The 19,216-nt window shown below is 53.3% G+C and carries 18 protein-coding genes; 15 read left to right on the forward strand and 3 right to left on the reverse strand.

The window, feature by feature from the left end; genetic code table 11:
* Positions 1–97 precede the first annotated feature (97 nt).
* Complete coding sequence (locus tag MKX63_RS26200) at positions 98–256, forward strand: hypothetical protein (protein ID WP_341021297.1); 159 nt, start codon at positions 98–100, stop codon at positions 254–256.
* 150 nt (positions 257–406) lie between these two features.
* Here MKX63_RS26200 and MKX63_RS26205 read toward each other — a convergent pair whose 3' ends face one another.
* The 3 genes from MKX63_RS26205 to MKX63_RS26215 all read right to left on the reverse strand — a co-directional run bounded on the left by MKX63_RS26205 (position 407) and on the right by MKX63_RS26215 (position 1,418).
* A complete protein-coding gene (locus tag MKX63_RS26205) occupies positions 407–712 on the reverse strand; it encodes an HNH endonuclease (protein ID WP_341021298.1) in 306 nt (101 codons plus the stop codon).
* A gap of 3 nt (positions 713–715) precedes the next feature.
* Positions 716–928, reverse strand: coding sequence for a hypothetical protein (locus tag MKX63_RS26210; RefSeq protein WP_341021299.1), 213 nt, complete (start codon positions 926–928; stop codon positions 716–718).
* Positions 929–1,016: 88 nt separating this feature from the next.
* On the reverse strand, positions 1,017–1,418 hold the full coding sequence (locus tag MKX63_RS26215; protein ID WP_341021302.1) for a hypothetical protein: 402 nt from the start codon (positions 1,416–1,418) through the stop codon (positions 1,017–1,019).
* Positions 1,419–1,602: 184 nt separating this feature from the next.
* Between MKX63_RS26215 and MKX63_RS26220 the strand changes: the two genes are divergently transcribed.
* The 14 genes from MKX63_RS26220 to MKX63_RS26285 all read left to right on the forward strand — a co-directional run bounded on the left by MKX63_RS26220 (position 1,603) and on the right by MKX63_RS26285 (position 19,164).
* Positions 1,603–2,955, forward strand: a complete 1,353-nt coding sequence (locus tag MKX63_RS26220; RefSeq protein WP_341021304.1) for an ABC transporter substrate-binding protein — start codon at positions 1,603–1,605, stop codon at positions 2,953–2,955.
* 98 nt (positions 2,956–3,053) lie between these two features.
* Positions 3,054–4,007, forward strand: a complete 954-nt coding sequence (locus MKX63_RS26225) for a carbohydrate ABC transporter permease (RefSeq protein WP_341021306.1) — start codon at positions 3,054–3,056, stop codon at positions 4,005–4,007.
* Positions 4,004–4,867, forward strand: a complete 864-nt coding sequence (locus MKX63_RS26230; RefSeq protein WP_341021308.1) for a carbohydrate ABC transporter permease — start codon at positions 4,004–4,006, stop codon at positions 4,865–4,867. The genes MKX63_RS26225 and MKX63_RS26230 overlap by 4 nt, the downstream gene beginning before the upstream one ends.
* 88 nt (positions 4,868–4,955) lie before the next feature.
* On the forward strand, positions 4,956–6,683 hold the full coding sequence (locus tag MKX63_RS26235; protein WP_341021310.1) for a cache domain-containing sensor histidine kinase: 1,728 nt from the start codon (positions 4,956–4,958) through the stop codon (positions 6,681–6,683).
* 14 nt (positions 6,684–6,697) lie between these two features.
* Positions 6,698–8,065 (forward strand): ABC transporter substrate-binding protein, encoded by a 1,368-nt coding sequence (locus tag MKX63_RS26240; protein ID WP_341021312.1) that lies wholly within the window; start codon positions 6,698–6,700, stop codon positions 8,063–8,065.
* A gap of 17 nt (positions 8,066–8,082) precedes the next feature.
* A complete protein-coding gene (locus tag MKX63_RS26245) occupies positions 8,083–9,678 on the forward strand; it encodes a response regulator (RefSeq protein ID WP_341021314.1) in 1,596 nt (531 codons plus the stop codon).
* A gap of 332 nt (positions 9,679–10,010) precedes the next feature.
* Positions 10,011–10,493, forward strand: coding sequence for a hypothetical protein (locus MKX63_RS26250; RefSeq protein ID WP_341021316.1), 483 nt, complete (start codon positions 10,011–10,013; stop codon positions 10,491–10,493).
* A complete protein-coding gene (locus MKX63_RS26255; protein WP_341021318.1) occupies positions 10,487–10,648 on the forward strand; it encodes a hypothetical protein in 162 nt (53 codons plus the stop codon). The genes MKX63_RS26250 and MKX63_RS26255 overlap by 7 nt, the downstream gene beginning before the upstream one ends.
* A 116-nt stretch (positions 10,649–10,764) precedes the next feature.
* Entirely contained in the window at positions 10,765–11,832 is a 1,068-nt protein-coding gene (locus tag MKX63_RS26260) for a fatty acid desaturase (RefSeq protein ID WP_341023286.1), read from the forward strand.
* A 158-nt stretch (positions 11,833–11,990) separates the two neighbouring features.
* Positions 11,991–13,130 (forward strand): sensor histidine kinase, encoded by a 1,140-nt coding sequence (locus MKX63_RS26265; protein ID WP_341021320.1) that lies wholly within the window; start codon positions 11,991–11,993, stop codon positions 13,128–13,130.
* Positions 13,127–13,729, forward strand: coding sequence for a response regulator transcription factor (locus MKX63_RS26270; protein ID WP_341021321.1), 603 nt, complete (start codon positions 13,127–13,129; stop codon positions 13,727–13,729). Before MKX63_RS26265 ends, MKX63_RS26270 begins: the two co-directional genes overlap by 4 nt.
* Positions 13,730–14,039: 310 nt before the next feature.
* Positions 14,040–15,485, forward strand: a complete 1,446-nt coding sequence (locus MKX63_RS26275; protein WP_341021322.1) for an SWIM zinc finger family protein — start codon at positions 14,040–14,042, stop codon at positions 15,483–15,485.
* Positions 15,486–15,499: 14 nt separating this feature from the next.
* Positions 15,500–17,305, forward strand: coding sequence for a HEAT repeat domain-containing protein (locus MKX63_RS26280; RefSeq protein WP_341021323.1), 1,806 nt, complete (start codon positions 15,500–15,502; stop codon positions 17,303–17,305).
* Positions 17,306–17,331: 26 nt separating this feature from the next.
* On the forward strand, positions 17,332–19,164 hold the full coding sequence (locus MKX63_RS26285; protein ID WP_341021325.1) for a HEAT repeat domain-containing protein: 1,833 nt from the start codon (positions 17,332–17,334) through the stop codon (positions 19,162–19,164).
* Positions 19,165–19,216: the final 52 nt, after the last annotated feature.

Raw genomic sequence — 19,216 nt, forward strand, 5'->3', positions numbered from 1 at the left:
ACTGTTTAGGACTGGAAAGAGCGGTTTAAATAAGGGATAAGAAACTTCGCACTCACGCAAATTCAGGGTGAAGATTATGGAAGGAGGTTGAACTTCAATGAGTATGAGCGTACATAACCTTATGGCTTTTAATCATCAGTTTTTTAGACCTCAGCCCGTTCTAAGTCCGAAAGTGCAGAGACAGGAAGATAAGGTCCAGAGCTTTCAGGAAGTCCTGAATGAGAAGCTGCGCAGCCATGGCGATATGAAGAAATAAGCAATAGAGCCGCAGAACCATTTTTACACAGAAGACCTTGCAGCAAATCATAGAGCCTTCAGCAAAAACAGCAAAAAGGTGCCTCCCGGAACTCGGAAGGCACCTTTTTGCTGCGCACTGGATATGGGAGCACCAGCATCATCCTGCTGATTAACGTTTGCTTCGCACCCGCTTTGATTTGCGAAGCTTCGGTTCGGCGCCTGGCGCCTGCCGCATGATCCATTTCAGATAAGCGGCAATCTGCGGGTCGCTCCGCAGGCTGTCCAGTGTTGTAAGGCCAAGAACAACGAGATCGCTGTTGGTATACAGGGCATGAATCTGCCGGTGGCAAGCCTTGCACAGAAGGGCAGTCGGGAGCAGGCTGCCGCCTTTCTCACGGGGAATCAAATGATGAACGGTAGTTGCAAGAGGAGAACGGCCGCACAGCTCACACGTGTCCAAGGCCCGGGCAGTCATCCTTTAAGGCCGGACTCCGAAGAATTCACAGCGGCTGCGCGAATAATAGGTTAGATCACTGACCCGCGACTGGATCACAACATCCGAATCCGTGAACCGCACTATAGTTGCGCCGGAATTCACCAGATGGTCATCCTGGAAGACGCGGACGGGCAGCTTGCGGTCTATCGCTTCCTGCAGATCCTGGTCAGTGAGTAGTGGTCGGTTGATGGGCATGGAATAAATCTCCTTTAGATAGGGATAACTGCTGCTTCAGCAAATACGATCAGTATACCCGTCTGTCCGCCAGAAATCCACTTAACACTTACTTGGTCTGTTCCTTCACTTTATAAGTACAGGAGGACGGGGTTCCTTGAATGTCATATCGAAGGGTTAGAACGTCATCCTTCCTTTCGGCCTCGACAGAGAACGCAGGAGCTTCCGGGTTGGTCAACTGCACCTCAAGGGACTGATTTTTGCCGGTTGAATAATTTCCGTAAGACATCTGTACAACGTTCCCGTTAGTCTCTTCTATAGAGACAGCTCCTCCAGAAGTAGCAGGGGTTGCTACAAAACGGACTGTCGTATAACAGCCTGTGTCTCCGGAAGACAAGGCCCACTTGCCTTCGATGTCTGCTGCGATGCCTGAGCGTTTCGTGTAGCCATACCAGCCCAGCGCCGCAATCAGCACGATGAGCACGGGAACTATAATTGTCAATTTCTTCATCGCGGAAGCTCCTTTCCTGGTAACTAATACATTATTTACCCGCTGGAAATGGAAGTTAAGCTACTGCGCGGGGGGCAATCAGAATAATTTCCACCATAAATCAGCAATATGCCTCCTCAAAAAAAACAGTGGCCTACGGTACACTAAATCTTGTAAAAGAAACCTTTGAGAGGGGTACAGAGGAATGAAAAAAACAAAGAACCTGGCGCTGGCGCTGGTCTCCATCATGCTCATGAGTTCACTTGCGGCATGCGGAGGAAGTAACAACGGCGGGAACAAGTCTGCGGAAGGAAATACGGGTAACAACGCGTCAAGCACAGCAGCACCCGCAGGTGAAGGAGACAAGGCAGAGAAGGTGGAGCTGTCGTTCTGGACGCTGGGCAATGTGAACTACGAAGAGCTGGCGGCTGCCTACACCAAGGAACACCCTAACGTAACCATTAAAATTCAGAATACCGGTGACCAGACGGCCCACCACAACAATCTGACCACGGCACTCTCGGCGGGTTCAGGCGCACCTGACATTTTCCAGCTTGAGATCGGTTTCATGGAACGCTTCCTGGGAGCCCAGGACAAATTTTACAACCTGAATGACCTCGGAGCGAAAGACATCCAGGCCAACTATCTCGACTGGAAATGGAAGCAGGCTTCCTCCATCGACGGCAGCTTCCAGCTCGGACTTCCGACAGATATCGGCCCGACGGTAGTCTATTACCGTACTGACCTGGCTGAAGCAGCCGGACTGCCAAGCGATCCTGAAGGCTTCGGTGCAGCCATTGATACATGGGACAAATTCGCCACTGTAGCAAAAGCATTCAAAGACAAGACGGGCAAGTATTTCTCCGACCTGACCGATCTGACGTACAATGCGCTTCGTGACCAGTCGGCGGACGAGATCTATTTCAGCAAAGCAGACGGCAGCTTCATCGGCGATACCAATCCGCAAGTGAAGAAGGCATATGACTTTACCGTTAAGGGGATTCAAGAAGGCTGGATCAGCAATGTTATGCTCTGGTCGCCTGAATGGGGTCAAGGCATGAACGATGGATCGTTCGCCGTCGTGATGGGCCCGGCCTGGATGGCCGGTAATATCAAGAGCAACGCGCCGGACTCCTCCGGAAAATGGAAAATTGCCCAGCTTCCTGAGGGCGCCGGTAACTGGGGCGGTTCATTCATCACGCTGCCGAAGGAAGGCAAGCATTCCAAGGAAGCTTATGATTTCATCCAGTGGCTCGTGAACAAGGATAACCAGCTGGAATCCTTCAAGTCCAAAGGCCTGATGCCTTCTATTCCTGCCCTGTACGAAGATCCTGCGTTCGTAGATTTCAAGGATGACTTCTTCGGCGGACAGCAGACGGCGGTAGAATTCGGCAAAGCGGCTAACCGCGTGAAGCCGGTATACTACGGACCGCTGCATGACCAGACCGATACCTTCTTCAAGAATGCACTGAAGAACGTGCTGGAGAAGAAAGCCGATCCGGCCAAAGAGTGGGACGATGCTGTGAAGCAGGCAAAAACGCTTGCAGAACGCGGCTAACCTGTAATTCGCGGGGAACAGGCTTCCCCAAATGTCCGGATTCACGGAGTATTCCTCTGTGAATCCGGATTTAGATATGAATTCCCTGGAGGTGTGACATGGCTGAGCCCGTAATTACGAGTCCGCATGCCGAGAGCAAAAGACCCTTCTTCACTGAACAAAGACGGAGCCGCTTCACTGCGTATACTTTCATTTCACCGTTCTTTATTCTGTTCTCGATATTCGGACTATATCCAATCTTCTTCACATTCTATTTATCGTTCTTCAAGTGGGATGCCTTGGGTCCAATGAAATACGTGGGCTTCAAAAACTTCGAGCTGATCACCACGGACCCGACCTTCTGGATCTCCTTCAGTAACACGCTGATTATGGGGCTTATGGGTACTGTGCCGCAGGTCATGCTGGCGCTGCTTCTGGCGGTGCTGCTGCATTCGGGGATGACCCGGTTCAAGAAGACCTTCCGCATTCTCTACTTCATGCCGAATATCACTTCGATCGTGGCGGTTACGCTGGTCTTCAGTACGCTGTTCGGCAATAACGGGATGATCAACTGGCTGCTTAACGGAATCGGGTTAGAGAGCATGGCCTTTAACTCCGGCTGGTGGGGGGTCAAAATTGCCATCTCCACCATGGTTATGTGGCGCTGGACGGGCTACAATGCCATCCTGTTCCTCTCGGGACTGCAGAGTATTCCAATGGATCTTTACGAATCCGCCAAAATCGACGGGGCCAACCGCAGACAGCAGCTTTTCTTCATTACACTGCCGCTGCTTAAGCCGTTCATTATCTTCGTATCCCTGCAATCCACTATTGGTGCGCTGCAGCTCTTCACAGAGCCTTATGTCTTCCTCGGCCAATCCGGCACCGGATCTACCCGGCAGGAAGGGATTACGATGGTTACTTATTTGTACAGTGAGGCCTTCCGTAACGGCTTCTTCGGCACAGCGGCGGCTACAGCGGTTCTGCTGTTCCTCGTTACGATCCTGTTCTCTGTCCTCAATATGCTGATCTCCAGAGGCGGCGGCAGACAGACTGGAGGGAAAAAAGCGTGAGTACATTGCGTATGTTCAGAAAAAAGCCGGATGATCCCGGATTCTTCGGTAAGCTGGGCTTCTATTTTCTGCTGATTCTCGGGGCGCTGGTCTCCATCTTCCCGTTCTATTGGATGTTTGTGGTAGGGACCAATGACAAGGGAGCCGTGTTCCACGTACCGCCGCTGCTCACCATCGGAGACCAGTTCTTTGAGAACTTCAAGCGGGTGCTGGACAAATCGGACTTCTTCCAGGCGCTCGGCAACTCGCTGTTCGTCTCGTCCATGGTGACCATTTCGGTCGTGTTCTTCTGTACACTGGCCGGGTATGCTTTTGCCAAATATGAATTCCCTGGTAAAAACATGCTGTTCGTCTTCGTTATCGCCACCCTGATCGTTCCGCAGCAGCTCGGCGTATTGCCGACCTATGTCATTATGGCCAAGCTTCACTGGATCGACAGCTTCAAGGCGCTGATAGTTCCCGCTATGGTCAATGCCTTCGGGATCTTCTGGATGCGGCAGTACATCTCCTCGGCCGTGCCTACCGAACTGATCGAAGCCGGGCGTATTGACGGGGGAGGCCACTTCCGGATTTTCTGGAGGATTGCCGTTCCGGTCATTACACCGGCGATGGCTACCCTGGGTATTCTGAATTTCATGACGGTATGGAATGATTTCTTCTGGCCGCTGGTCGTCTTGAAGAACAAGGAGCATTTCACGATTCAAATTGCATTGCAGCAGCTGTTCACTACACGTGACGGTCTTGATTACGGGATGATTATGTCCGCTACCTTCACGGCCACGCTGCCGCTGCTGGTTGTCTTCCTCTTATTCAGCCGCTGGGTGATTGCCGGACTGACTTCAGGCGCCATCAAGAGTTAACCGTCTTTCTATCGGATAAGTAAGAGGATTTACAGAATGCTTTGAAGAATAATACATGGACATAGACCGCAGGAGGAAGGGACCCGTCATGAAGCTCCGCCGCAAAATCTTGTTCGCTATTATTCTTCTTGTATTCATTCCCGTGATTGTTATGGGGATTGTTACGTATGTGAATTATTCGAACGCCATGGAGAAGAAATCAAGCAATTTCTACTGGATCTCCCTGCTGGAGACGGACCGCAAGCTGAAGTTCGCCCTCAGTGAGATTTCATCGATCACCAATTCAGCAATCACACAGCCTGCGATTCAGCAGTCGCTGAAGCAGCAGAATTTCGTCCTCACCTATGACCGCAAGCAGGAAATCAACAACCTGCTGATTAACCATCCGATGATCACCTCGTTCAGCCTGTACGGCAAAGACCGGCTGCTGTACCAATACAATGCGCCGATGTCTTTTGCAGATATGCACAAGCAGGTCTGGTTCGGGGCCATGGAGGCTGCCGAAGGGCGTCCTGTCTGGTCCGGTCCCGGAGAGAATGGTTCGGCCAGCGGCGATAAGCCGGTGCTGGTCCATGCCAGAGTGATTAAGGACTATTATTCGCTGGAGGATATCGGCTATCTGGTTGTATATGTGAAGCCGGATCTGCTCGATCAGATTTTCTGGGAGGCTGCCACCCTGAAGAAAGGGGATATTCTGCTGGTCAACAAGCAGGGCAATATCGTCTTTAACAAGTCCGGGGAGCATATTGGGGAACGGACGGATTTTCCTTTTTTACAGGAGAATTATAACCAGGACCAGGATTATTACATTGACAATTATCAAGGGGAGCGGTCACTGATCACTTTCCTGCCTTCACATAACGCGGACTGGTATCTGGCGGCCATTACGCCGATGAACCTGATCTCCTCCGAATCGGACTCCATCCGCAATATTGCGATTATTCTCGGCATGGTATCGCTGCTGTCGGCCTTCCTGTTCGACCGTTATTTCATCCGCAGGCTGGTCCGCAGCATTAACAGTGCCGTGAACGGGATGAAGCGGGTCAAGCAGGGGATCTTCACCCCGATTCCGGTACCGCTGCGGGCCAATGATGAGAGCGATTCCCTGATTGACGGCTTCAACCGGATGAGCTCGCAGATCAATGAGCTGATTGACCAGGTCCAGACCGAACAGGGACGGAAAAAGGAAGCGGAGATGCAGGCGCTGATGGCCCAGATCAACCCGCATTTCATCTATAATTCACTGGAATCGATCAATTCCATGGCGGTGCTGGCAGGCAACAGGGATATCAGCAAGATGGTCATCTCACTCGGCCGGCTGCTGCGGATCAGCATCAGTCAGAATCAGGAGCTGATCCCGCTGCAGATGGAGTTCGAGCATGTCCGCCATTACCTGGATATCCAGAAATTCCGGTTCGAGGACAAATTCTCCTATGAGCTGGAGCTGCCAGAGCCGCTGAAATATGTGATGACCCAGAAGCTGATTGTTCAGCCGATTGTGGAGAATGCCTTGTATCATGCCATTGAGCAGATGGAGGAGCACGGGACAATTACGGTTACCGCCCAGGAGAACGGCAAGGATATAATCATTATTGTGAAGGATAACGGGCCCGGGTTCGATCTTGAGGTGCTGATGAGCCAGTGGGACAAGGAGCGGAGCAATCCCAAGAAATACAGCGACAGCGGAGTCGGGCTGAAAAATGTGCATGAGCGCCTGAACATCCGGTTCGGCAATCCCTATGGTATTCTGGTCTGTTCCTCACCGGGCTTCGGATCAGCCATCTGCATCCGGATTCCGAGGATACAGCCGACATGAGGGGGAGAAGCCAAATGAAGGATCAGCGGCATGTGCTTAGATGGTTGACCAACTGGGGATGGATTCTCCTTTATATTGTGCTGATGTCCGGCGCTGTATGGTTCATTATGCAGGAGGACCGGGAGCAGATTGAGGATACCTCGCCCGAGAAGATCACACTGACCTTCCGGCATTTCTGGATCAAGGAGCATGACCGGCCGCTTCTGGCGATCTTCGAGGAGGTTGTGCGAAGCTACCAGGAGAGCCATCCGAATGTGAAGGTGAACTTCGAGGGGCTGGATCAGAATATCCACCGCGAGCAGAAGCTGAAGAGTGAGATGGTAACCGGAACAGCGCCCGATATGTTCGTTCTGTTCGGCGGGGCGGAGATTGAGCCATATGTGCGTTCAGCCCGGCTGATGGATCTGACCGATTTCACAGCCGAGAACGGTCTCAGCAACCAGTTCAAGGATCTGCATCTCTGGACATTTAATAACCATATCTACGGACTGCCAATTGAGGGCAATGCAGAACCGCTCTACTACAATAAAAAAATCTTCACCAAGCTAGGTATTAATACTCCGACTACGTTGGCTGAGCTGGATACGGTGATGGCGAAGCTGAAGGCAGCGGGTTACATCCCGTTTGCGCTGGGGAACGAAGACCGCTGGCCTGCGGGGATATTCGCCCATTATCTGATGGACCGCTACGCCGGACCGGACTTGATTCAGAAGCTGGTTACAGGAGAGGACATGTCGAGCTTCCGCAGCAGCGGCTACCTGGAAGCGTTCCGGCACCTGAACAGATGGGTGGAGGCAGGCTATTTCAGTGAAGACTCTAACGATACCTCTACTGAGGGGGCGGTCCGTCTGTTCACTGAAGGCAGGGCAGCTATGTACCTGAACGGCAACTGGGATATCAATTTATTCTCGGGAGACAATGCACCGGACGATTTCCAGAGCCGGGTAGGAGTCATTCCCTTCCCGGCGCGGGAGGCCGGGACAGAGCCGTCCATTGCCGGAGGGTATACGATTGGCATCGGGCTGTCTTCAAGTCTCACCGGAGCGAAGCGGACAGCGGCCCTGGAATTAATGAAGGGCTTCTATACGAAAGAGATTCAGACGCGGATTGTCTATGAAGGGCTCCGGATTCCGTCGATGCGTATTGCATTTGACCCGGAGAAGACCGGACCGGTCTTCGCCCAGGTAATGGATATGATGGAGGAGCACCAGCAGAGCTTCGTCCCGTATGATAATCTGTTATCGCCTGAAGTGAAGAAGACCTTCCTCAGTGTCATTGAAGAGATGATTGATGGAGGGCTGCAGGCGGAGCAGGCCTTGCAGCAGCTGCAGGATGCATCCAAGCAGTATTGGAATCTGATCCGGAGTTCTTCGGGTCAATAAGCCTGGGGGTGTAGTAGATGAAGGAACAGCAGGAGAAATATAAGGTCCTGCTCGTTGATGATGAGCCGATTATACTTCGCAGCCTGAAGGTTGCAATTCCATGGGAGGAGCTGGGCCTGAGCATTGTGGGGGAAGCGAAGAACGGCGAGGCCGCATTGCAGCAGATTCAGCAGACCGCCCCGCATATCATAATCAGCGATATCCGCATGCCGGTAATTGACGGGATTACGCTAATGAAGGAGGTGCTGCCGCGCAGCGCCAAGCTGATCTTCATCTTCATCAGCGGCTACGGGGAGTTCGAATATGCCAGGGAAGCGCTGCGGCTGGGGGCTTTTGATTATTTGCTGAAGCCGATCGATCATGACGAGCTGGTAGAGATGCTTAAGCGGGCCAAGGAGCGCCTGGACCGCCAGAAGGAGAACGAGCAGCTGATGCTCTCGGTGCAGACCTTGTCGCTGCTGGCCCGCGAACGCATGCTGGCCGAATTCACGCTGGGCAATCCGCGGCCGCTCCAGCACCTCAAATGGCTGGAGAACAGTGAGCTGGAGGGCGAATACTTCATGGCGGTGGTCCGTCTGGATGACTACGCCGCGCTGACGGCGAAATGGAGCGCCGAGGAGAAGCGTCTGTGGCTGTTTGCCGTGCGCAATATCCTGGAGGAGTGGTCGCTTACGAACGGGGCATTGTCCATCTTCCCGTTCTATAACGGGGAATGGATTCTGCTCTTCCCGGCGAGCCTGAATGACAGCAAGCAGGAACTCGGAGAGCAGCTCATAGCCGGGATCAAGCGCTATTCCAAGCTGAACTGCTCTGTCGGCATCAGCAGAAGCACCAGCGGGATTGATCAGCTTAGCACGGTATACCCGTTAGCCTCCCAGGCGCTGTACCAGCGCTTCTATTCCGGCCAAGCCGGAGTCTTCCTGGAAGAGGAGACAGCAGCGGCGGGCAACCGCGAGGTGCAGTATCCGAAGGAGCTGGAGCTGTCGCTGATTGAGAGCATCCGCACGTTGAATCTTACGCGGATGCTGGCTCTTTTTGACGAGATGTCCCTCTTCATTGAAGCCCAGAGTCTGCCCCAGCCGCTGGCGGAGCGTCTGATGATTGAGATGAGTGTGGTGCTGTACCGGCAGTTCGCACATCTGAATACCCATAATGACTGGTCCATCGAAGGGCTGCTCAGCAAGCTGAACGGACTCGGCACACTGCCTGCCATGATGGATGTTCTGAAGACCACCTTTGGCGACTGGCTGGAGCAGAGTCATAAGACCGCAGCCCGGGAGGACGGCCGGAGCATCATTGAGAAGGTCCAGCGTTACATTGAATCCAATTACCACAAGGATCTCAGCATCGAGGAGGTATCCGAGGTGGCCGATCTCAGCATCAGCCATTTCTGCACCCTGTTCAAGCAAATCTCCGGCTACACGTTCCTCGAATTCGTTACCCACTGCCGGATGGAGAACGCCAAATACATTCTGCGCAGCAGCAATGTGAAGGTCTATCAGGTCGCGCCGCTGGTCGGCTATCAGGACCCGAGATACTTCACTCAGGTATTCAAAAAAGCGACCGGCAAGACCCCCACGGAGTACCGTGAGGAGCATGTGAAGCAGGCTTAGCACGGGTGAGGGTACAGATATATACATAGACAGAAGATACTTAACGTGTAAAGCGAAACCTGTGTAAGCACCTAAGGAGACTTAGGTGCTTTTTTGTCGTTTGCTGGAAGGGATAAATCCATTTGAATGCGCCGGAAACGGGCGATACGGGGGAAATGAAAGGGATAAATCCCTTTGAATACGCCGAAAGTAGGCGATAGGGAGAAATGAAAGTGATAAATCCCTTTGAGTACTCTGAAAGTAGGCGATAGGGAGAAATGAAAGGGACAAATCCCTTTGAGTACGCCGGAAGTAGCGGTATGGGGAAATGAAAGGGTTTGTCCCAAACGCTCTTGTCCCCAGATTTTATTTTTCTCTTTAGCGGTGAAAATCCAGAGACCAAGGCGACCTCCATCACTTTTACGCGGGGCGTTCCGTCCGATCCGCTGGTTCGCCGGTCTTGCCGCCGGACTGTCCAGCCGCTGGGCGTCTTCATCATTATGGAGAATCTGGGCAGAGACAAAAGCTTCCTGCAGTGGGTGATGATGGCGAATGGAGCGGCGATGCTGATGGGCGGAATGTTTATTATGAGTAAAGGCAAAACTATGAAGCCGCAGACAATGTTATCCCTAGGCCTGCTGATTAGTGCGGCCGCAACGGTAGGAATAGGCTGGTCGCATCATACAGTGCTGACGCTGGCGCTCCAGACAGTTAGCGGCTTCTTTTACCCTTGTATTCATATCGGTATCAATACTCTGTTGCTCCGTCATAAAGACACTGCTTATATGGGCAGGGTGGGCGGCATTATGGGGCCGATGTTCATGGCTTCATGGTGATCGGAATGTCTGTAGCTGGCTATGCAAAAGGTATACTCTCCTTATCCGCAGTCTTCACCGTTAGCGGCGTACTGTTCCTGATTGCGGTGCTGATTCTGCTGCCGCTGCTCGGAACGAAGGAGGGGGGCAGACAAGCCATTCAGAGCAGACTATGACATTTGTCATACATCAGAGTTGATATATATGACTTACGGGGATGACACTGTCTTCTTTATACTGGAAATATAAGAAGTGTCCTTGAATGGATGCATCCGAGGAGGAACTGATTCCGATGACCAACAACCAGATACCCCAGCTCTCTACATTGAAGAAAAGCGTAGCCCCTTACGAGAAAACAGACCGCAACACGAGTATAAAACAGCTCATGAATACGCTTGGGCCGCTGGTGCTGCTCTGGGCAGCCGCCTACTTCAGCTTATCCGTGTCCTACTGGCTGACGCTGCTGTTTGCGGTTCCGGCTGCCGGATTTGTCATCCGCACCTTTATTATTTTTCATGACTGCTGCCACGGGTCGTTCTTCAAGAACCGTAAGGCCAATGATATTGTCGGCACCATCACCGGTGTCCTTACCCTGGTCCCTTACCGCCAGTGGAAGCACAGTCATTCGATTCATCATGCCGGAAGCAGCAATCTTGACAAAAGAGGCATTGGGGATATCTGGATCATGACGGTGGAAGAATATATGGCTGCCAAGCCGCTCCAGCAGCTCTATTACCGGATCTACCGCAACCCGCTGGTAATGTTCGTCATCGGACCGATTGCTGTATTCCTTATCCAGTACCGGTTCAATGCTAAAGGGGCAAGACGCAAGGAGCGCATGAATACGTACCTGACCAATGTGTCCATTGCGGCTTTATATACTGGAATTATTCTGCTCATAGGCTGGCAGGCGTTCCTGCTGGTACAGCTGCCGATTGTGTTCGTGTCCGGTTTCCTCGGCATCTGGCTGTTCTATGTACAGCACCAGTTTGAACATACCTATTTCGAGCATGATGAAGAGTGGAGCTATGTGAACGCCGCTGTAGAAGGAAGCTCTTACTATAAGCTGCCGAAGGTACTGCAATGGATTACAGGAAATATCGGGTTCCACCATGTGCATCACTTGAGCCCGAAGGTGCCGAATTATAATCTGGAATTGGCTCACAATGCCAGCCCGCCTTTGCAAAAGGCAACCACCATTACACTCAGCACGAGTCTCGAAGCACTGAAATACCGTCTGTGGGATGAAGAGCATAAGGTCTTCGTCAGCTTCAAGCAGTTGAAGCAGCGCTTGCGGAAGAGTGAGCCTGCCGTGAAAGAAGGGCTGAAGGTAATCAAACCGGGATTCCAGAGCGAATAGAAGAGGGAACATGCAGAAAGACAGATCCGGGGAGCAAGAGGCCGGGTCTGGTCTTTCTTTTTAGAATATACACAGGTTGTTTAGAAGGAAGTTGCCGGTCGGATACTGGTTTATGTTAAAATGGGGGTATAAACTTGCTGGCAAAAAGGATGGCTAACATGCAGAAGTGGCATCATATTTTTCATAAAAGTACGGGACTAAGCCCTTATGTATGGGTTATTTTTTACATTCTTCCCTTCTATTTCATCTTCCGTTCCTCTACGGCGGACCGCTGGGTGTATGGCATCCTGATGATTATGGTCTTCTTCGCCTGCTATGTGCTGTCGTTCAAGTCGAGGGGGTGGGTGGTCTATTTCTGGACGAGTGTGCAGATGGTGGTCTCGATTACGATGACGCTGCTGTTCGGGTATATGTACTTTGCGCTGTTTCTGGCTTTTTTTATCGGGAATATCCAGAAAAGAGCAGCCTTTTTCACCCTCTATCCGATCCACTTGCTCACTACGATTGTAGCGATTAACTATGAGCTGATTATGCGCAATCCCGTCTTCCTCTCGCAGCTGCCGTTTGTACTGGTCAGTATCATTGCGGTGGTGCTGCTCCCGGTCACAACGTATAACCGCAACAGGCAGGATAAGCTGCAGGGGCAGCTGGAGGATGCCAACAAACGGATCTCCGAGCTGGGCATTATGGAGGAGCGTCAGCGGATCTCACGGGATCTGCATGATACGCTGGGGCAACGTCTGTCATTGATCGGACTGAAGAGCGACCTGGCCGGTAAACTGATCACCAAGAATCCCGCGCAGGCCATGATCGAAATTAACGATGTGCGCATGACGGCCCGCAGTGCACTGAAGGAAGTCCGGGAGATGATCACGCAGATGCGGGGCATCCGGCTGGAAGACGAGCTGGTGCGCATCCGCCAGCTTCTCCAGGCCGCTGAGATTGATTATGTGCTGGAAGGCAACACCGATTTGACCCAGACCTCGCTGATTACCGAGAACGTGCTGAGCATGTGTATGAAGGAGGCGGTAACCAATGTGGTCAAGCACAGCGGCGCCACACTATGCCGGATTCAGATCGAATCCTCGCGGACGGAACTGGTCATCAAAGTGAAGGACAACGGCGGAGGGATTGAGGGGACCAAGCTGTACCACAAGGGACATGGCCTGCAGGGAATGAGGGAGCGGCTTGAGTTCGTCAACGGTTCGATGGAAGTGATCCAGGATGAAGGAACTACGCTAGTGATTAAGGTGCCTAATGCGGCTCAGCAGCCGGATATGGAGGTGAACGCGCAATGATATCAATCGTGATAGCTGAAGACCAGCGCATGCTGCTGGGGGCGCTATCGGCTCTCCTGGATCTGGAGGAAGACATGCAGGTAGTCGGTAAAGCGGGCAACGGGGAAGAAGCGGTGAAGCTGGTGAAGCAGCTGCAGCCGGATATCTGTATTATGGATATTGAAATGCCGGCGATGACAGGCCTGGAGGCGGCAGAAGCGTTGAAGGGGGAAGGCTGCAAAATCATGATTCTGACCACCTTTGCCCGGGCAGGTTATTTCGAGCGTGCGGTCAAGGCGGGAGTGGACGCCTATCTGCTTAAGGACAGTCCGAGCGAAGAGCTTGCGCTGTCGATCCGCAGTGTCATGGACGGCAAGCGCATGTACGCGCCGGAGCTGATGGATGAGGCGTACGGGAAGGAAGCGAATCCGCTGACCGAGCGGGAGAAGGAAGTGCTGGGGCTGATCGCGGACGGCAAGAATACGAAGGAGATCGCCAGCCAGCTCTATATCACCACCGGAACGGTCCGCAACTACATCTCGGTCATTCTGGACAAGCTGGATGTGGGCAACCGGATCGAGGCGATTACACGCTTCAAGGAAAAAGGCTGGTTCAAATAAAATATCCCTATCGGGGAAGTATGAACGGCGGCTGTCTCTAGGAGGGCTGGCCGTTTTTTTTGTTCAAATATAAGGTTACATAAACCGCTTAGAACGAGGTTTGACAGGACTGGAATCTAGGACCTACCACCCATTTTTCATCTGAAAGCGGTTACTCTATTGGATCGGACGCCAAGATTTGCTAAAATAAATGCAAACATATGATCCTATTTGTAGTCGTTTCATGTGAAGTTGGGTAATAAATACTTGTGCCCTGTATGCACGTCTATTCATTCTGCTTACATCCTAATTCAGCCGGGAGGAATCTAATTTGCCAGAGCTAACATCCACGTATGTCGATTCACTTGCACCCAATGCTGCTGCGATCAAGAACGGCCAGGGACTGGTCCGCAAAAAGAGTTTTGTGGAGCTCCATCAGTCGGAGAACGGAGAGCTATTATTCGGAAAATGTGCCGGAAGCGGCAAAACGCCCTATGAGTGTTCAGTGGACTTCATCGTATCAGACAGCCCGGTTTTCCGCTGCAGCTGCCCCAGCCGCCAATTCCCCTGTAAGCATGCACTAGGTCTGCTGTATGCCTATACCGAAGGCCAGACGTTCACACCTGCTCCGGTTCCCGAAGACATCGCATCGAAGCGTGAGAAGGCCGAGAAGCGGGAAGAGAACAAGGCCAAGCAGGCGGCTGAAGGGACAGATCCCAAGCCGAAGAAGGTTAACAAATCCGCCCTGAAGAAAAAAATTAACGCACAGCTCGAAGGGCTTGAACTGCTGGAGAAGCTGGTGCTATCCTTTGTACGCAGCGGCCTGTCCACGATTGACAAGTCTGCGGCCAAGACGGTTCAGGGGCATGTGAAGCAGCTCGGGAACTATTATCTGTCCGGTGCGCAGATTGAGCTGCGCCGCTTCGCGAATCTGATGTTCAGCGGCAAGGATCAGGAGCAGAACTATACATATGCGGTGGAGCAGCTGACACGGCTACACGCATTTATCAAGAAGGGCCGGGCGTATCTGCAGGCCCGGAGCGAGGACCCGGAGCTGGCGCTCGATCACGAATCCACTATTGATGAATGGCTGGGCCATGCCTGGCAGCTTAGCGAGCTGAAGGAATACGGGCTGGTGAAGGAGGGGGCGGAGCTGCTGCAGTTATCCTTCTACAGCTACAACGATGCTGCCCGCCAGGAGTTCGTAGACCTTGGCTTTTGGCTGGATCTCACTGCGGAAGGCGGGGAGATCCGCCGGACCTTTAACTACCGCCCATACAAGGCGGCGAAGCTGATGCGTGAGGAAGACAGCTTCTTCGACATTGCTGTGGTTCCACAGCTATACACCTATCCTGGAGACATGAATGCCCGTATCCGCTACGAGTCCATGTCTTCAAGAACGGTACAAGGCTCAGATCTTGAGCGGGCGGCCGCCAAGGCTCACCGTTCATATTCAGAAGTCTTCAAGAAGGTGAAGAACCAGATTAAGAACCCGCTGAGCGACAAGCAGCCGGTCATGCTGCTGCATACCGCAGCTCTGGGCGTTACAGAGAACGGCCAGTATGTTATGACTGACGGGGAAGGTACAAGGCTGCTGCTGGAGGATCTTCCATCGATGCCGCAGGGCACGGTGGGCCTGCTGCCGTTCCTGCCAGCCGGCGCCCGCGAGGATTGTGCGGTTCTGGTCATGTTCGAGCATGACCTGGACCAGGGACGTCTGCGTGCCCAGCTGCTAAGTGTCATTAAGGACGAAGAGATCATTCGTCTGCTGTACTGACAGGAGGGGCGTCTATGAGCACAGCGTTGTTACAGGAGCTGCATCAGGAGTATAGGAGGTTGTATATTGCCGGAAGTGAGCTCGCAGCGGGAGATTTCCGCCTGAAACGGCTGCTTCAGCAGTTTCAGCAGTTCGGTGAGCGGTCGCCAGTCTTCAAGAGACTCGGTGAAGGAATTGCAGTGTTGCTTGAACCCGGCAGTCCTGACGGGCCTGCCCCCGGCGTTCTATTGCAGGAGCAGACTCTGCTGCTGGAATCCGTGCTGTACACCCAAGGGACAACAGCTGTGGAAGGAACCCCAGGCCCCATGCCTCTGAGGAGCTTCACGCTTCAGACTGCTCAGCCGTACCGGAATCTGGCTCCTGTGCTGGAAGCGCTCAGCACGACGGGCAGCGGCAGATATGAGATCGTGGCCGATGCCTTCCAGAAAGGCGTCTTCGGGGATCTGCGTCTGCTGCCGCTGGCGGTCTCAGCGCTGAATGACTCTTACTCGGAGCTTGCGGATTACGTGAAGGAACATATTCTACCTTCGTATGGGCCGGAGATTAGCGGCTACCTGCTGGAGAGCTTCAATCCGGCAGGCGGTCGGAGTGAGGCCCGTAAGCTGGAGGTCATCGCCAAGGCAGGTGCCGCCGGGCATCTGGAGACGGTCTTTCAGGCTGCTGAGAGCGGCAGCGATGAGGTCAGAGTTGCTGCGATCCCTTGCCTGGCAGAGGATGAGAAATATACACCAGCCTTGCTGGAGTGGTCCGCTGACAAGAAGAAGGCGATTCGTGAAGCGGCTTATAAGGCGCTGGCAGCCGGCGGGAGTGAACAGGGAGCAGAGCGGCTCTACGAAGCTTTCTGTGGCGCAAAGGACCGTGAGATGGTTGCCGAGGTACTCGCTAACCGGCCCGCTGCCCTGGCGGTGGAGAAGCTGGCAAAGTTGTTCATGGAGAAGCTCCGCCAGGCGCCGCAGGATAACAGAGACCCGCAGCAGACGGAGGCTGCCTGGACAGAGATTAAGCAGTTCATGAGAGCGCTGCTGATGGCCCGCAGCCGCAGGCTTGATGAAATCTACAGCTATGTAATCAGCGAATATGATTGCTTCCAGTTGCTGGGATGGAAGTATCTAATCATTCAGGCAGTGCGGTACAAGGAGAGGACAGTAACAGATTCCAGCCTTAGGGAGCTGCAGGAATTGGCGGAGCGTGACTACAACTATCTGCTGTATTATTTCCAGGCCGCCCGGAAAATGATGACTCAACAGGAGCTGTATAACCAGTTCGCCGGGGGCTTGAAGCAAAGGCTGCTCTCCTTCATGAAGAAGGATGCCGCGCAGCGGGAACAGGCACTGATTGACATTCTGGACCGGGTGATTATTAATCCACGGCCACGGTACTACTACAAGGCTGAGGATACCTTTGATCGAATGAGCGCTGAGGCGATTGAAGCCGCCTGGGACCCGCGCTGGCTCGACTGGTTCATCCAGCGGGATGCACTTAATCTGGTCTGCACTTTCGCCCGGCCGGGACATAAGGGGGTGCGGGAATATCTGCTGAAGAAGCTGAAGGTTCCCCCGCAACCCATAGATGACGAGGTTCTTCCTAACATTTTCATTGGACTTGAGCGTGCAGGAGTGCCCGAGGCGGAACGCCTGGAGCTGCTTATGTCTGCACTGGAGAGCGGCAGATTCGATCAGACGAAACAGTTTAGCAATTCGCTGACCCGCCTATTGGAGCGGTTGCCGGCCGTATACCGTTCCCGGCTGGAAGCTGCGGCGCCAAGGTACACGTTCGTGGCCAAGCGGCAACTGGAGCACCTGATCAGCATCATGAACTAATTATATTAACTTAGGGAGGACAATCCATGAGCACAGCGTTATTGCAGGAGCTGCATCAGGAATACAGAAGACTGTATATTGCCGGAAGTGAGCTGGCGGCCGGAGATTTCCGCCTGAAGCGGCTGCTTCCGCAATTTCAGCAGCTAGGCGAGCGGTCACCGGTCTTCAAGAAGCTAGGCGAGGGAATTACTGCACTGATTGAACCGGGTAGCCCGGAGGGTCTTGCCCCGGGTATTCAGTTGCAGGAGAATACCCTGCTGCTGGAGTCCGTGCTATACACCCAGGGAACGACAACCGTGGATGGAACTCCCGGACCCTTGCCGGTCCGGAAGTTCACCCTTCAGACGAATCAGACCTTCCGGAAGCTTGCGCCTGTGATTGAAGCACTCACCACTACCGGAAGCGGCAGATATGAGATTGTACTGGATGCCTATAAGGAAGGAGTCTTTCAGGATCTTCGTCTGCTGCCGCTGGCTGTCTCAGCACTGAACGACCCGTATTCGGAGCTGGCGGAATATGCGAAGAACCATATTCTCCCTTCCTATGGGCCGGAGATCGCCGGATATCTGCTGGAGACCTTTAACCCGGCCGGGGGTCGGAGCGAGGTCCGCAAGCTGGAGGTCATTGCCCAAGCAGGCGCTTCCAGTCACCTGGATGTTATTGTTCAAGCAGCCGAGAACGGCAGTGATGAGATCCGGGCAGCGGCCATCAAGTGTCTGGGAGAATATGAGGAATATACAGGACTCCTGCTGGAGTGGTCTGCCGACAAGAAGAAAATCATCCGTGAAGCCGCCTACACAGCGCTGGCAGCGGGTGGATCTGCACAGGGAGCAGAGCGGCTCATTGAGGTGTTCCTCCAGAAGAAGGACCGTGAGATGTTAGCCGCAGTGCTGGCGTATGGGGCTCCTGCAGCGGTCTATGCTAGGCTTACGGCATTATTCATGGATGAGCTTACAGCCGCACCGGAGACGAATGCCGATAAGAAAATCACTGAGAAGGCCTGGGATGAGCTGGCTCCCTTCATGGCTGCTCTCCACCAGGCAAAGAGTGCGGAACTGGATGCCATTTATAGCTATGTTCTTAAGGAGTATCAACGTTATACTTCCCTCGGGTGGATTCATCTGATTGACCAGGCAGCCCGATACAAGCAGGAATCAGCGGATAACGCCGCGCTGGAAGAGCTCGCGGAGCTGGCGCAGCGCAGCGTGCGGTATCTGCCGAACTATTTCCATGCCGCGAAAAGGAGGGTCAGCCCGCAGGAGATGTTCGACCGGTTCGCCGGACTCACGGAGACCAAGCTGGTAGGTCAGGCGGCCAAGCAGGCCGCTCAGCGCACACAATTGCTGATTCATACGATCGAGGAGCAGGCCGTGGACCTTTACTGGGACTATGAGGTACGTTGGGATGCCTCGGGCGTAAGACAGTACAACAGACGGATCATGTCGGCTGAAGAGGTTGCTGCGGAATGGGACCCGCGCTGGCTGGAATGGTCTATCAAGCAGGATGCCATGAATCTGGCCTGTGTCTTCGCCCGGCCCGGACATCAGGGAGTACAGAATTACCTGCGGGGCAAGCTGGAAGGAACGCTCAAGCGGTACACGTATGACCGTCTGGCCAATATTTTCAAAGGACTGGAGAGGGCAGAACTGCCTGAGACGGAGCGGCTGGAGCTGCTGATTTCTGCGCTTGAAGAGAACAACGTCCGCAATTTGTATACCTTTGACCACTACTTGTTCGAGATGATGGAGCGCTTCCCGGCCAGCTATGTGGACCGGGTGAAGGAGATCGCTCCCCGGTTCAAATATGAATCCAAGCGCCAGCTGGAATATATACTGGACCAGCTAGTGAGTAAGCAGTAAAGTCTGCAATATACTTACGAGTCAGTACGGAAGAGATAGTCCCGGATAGACG

Source organism: Paenibacillus sp. FSL R7-0179, assembly GCF_038002265.1.
In the GTDB taxonomy this organism is placed as follows: Bacteria; Bacillota; Bacilli; order Paenibacillales; family Paenibacillaceae; genus Paenibacillus_AQ.

Coding starts and splice junctions, on each gene's coding strand:
- MKX63_RS26200 (WP_341021297.1), top strand. CDS start 98: ATGAGTATGAGCGTACATAACCTTATGGCTTTTAATCATCAGTTTTTT.
- MKX63_RS26205 (WP_341021298.1), bottom strand. CDS start 712: ATGACTGCCCGGGCCTTGGACACGTGTGAGCTGTGCGGCCGTTCTCCT.
- MKX63_RS26210 (WP_341021299.1), bottom strand. CDS start 928: ATGCCCATCAACCGACCACTACTCACTGACCAGGATCTGCAGGAAGCG.
- MKX63_RS26215 (WP_341021302.1), bottom strand. CDS start 1,418: ATGAAGAAATTGACAATTATAGTTCCCGTGCTCATCGTGCTGATTGCG.
- MKX63_RS26220 (WP_341021304.1), top strand. CDS start 1,603: ATGAAAAAAACAAAGAACCTGGCGCTGGCGCTGGTCTCCATCATGCTC.
- MKX63_RS26225 (WP_341021306.1), top strand. CDS start 3,054: ATGGCTGAGCCCGTAATTACGAGTCCGCATGCCGAGAGCAAAAGACCC.
- MKX63_RS26235 (WP_341021310.1), top strand. CDS start 4,956: ATGAAGCTCCGCCGCAAAATCTTGTTCGCTATTATTCTTCTTGTATTC.
- MKX63_RS26240 (WP_341021312.1), top strand. CDS start 6,698: ATGAAGGATCAGCGGCATGTGCTTAGATGGTTGACCAACTGGGGATGG.
- MKX63_RS26245 (WP_341021314.1), top strand. CDS start 8,083: ATGAAGGAACAGCAGGAGAAATATAAGGTCCTGCTCGTTGATGATGAG.
- MKX63_RS26255 (WP_341021318.1), top strand. CDS start 10,487: ATGGTGATCGGAATGTCTGTAGCTGGCTATGCAAAAGGTATACTCTCC.
- MKX63_RS26260 (WP_341023286.1), top strand. CDS start 10,765: ATGACCAACAACCAGATACCCCAGCTCTCTACATTGAAGAAAAGCGTA.
- MKX63_RS26265 (WP_341021320.1), top strand. CDS start 11,991: ATGCAGAAGTGGCATCATATTTTTCATAAAAGTACGGGACTAAGCCCT.
- MKX63_RS26270 (WP_341021321.1), top strand. CDS start 13,127: ATGATATCAATCGTGATAGCTGAAGACCAGCGCATGCTGCTGGGGGCG.
- MKX63_RS26280 (WP_341021323.1), top strand. CDS start 15,500: ATGAGCACAGCGTTGTTACAGGAGCTGCATCAGGAGTATAGGAGGTTG.
- MKX63_RS26285 (WP_341021325.1), top strand. CDS start 17,332: ATGAGCACAGCGTTATTGCAGGAGCTGCATCAGGAATACAGAAGACTG.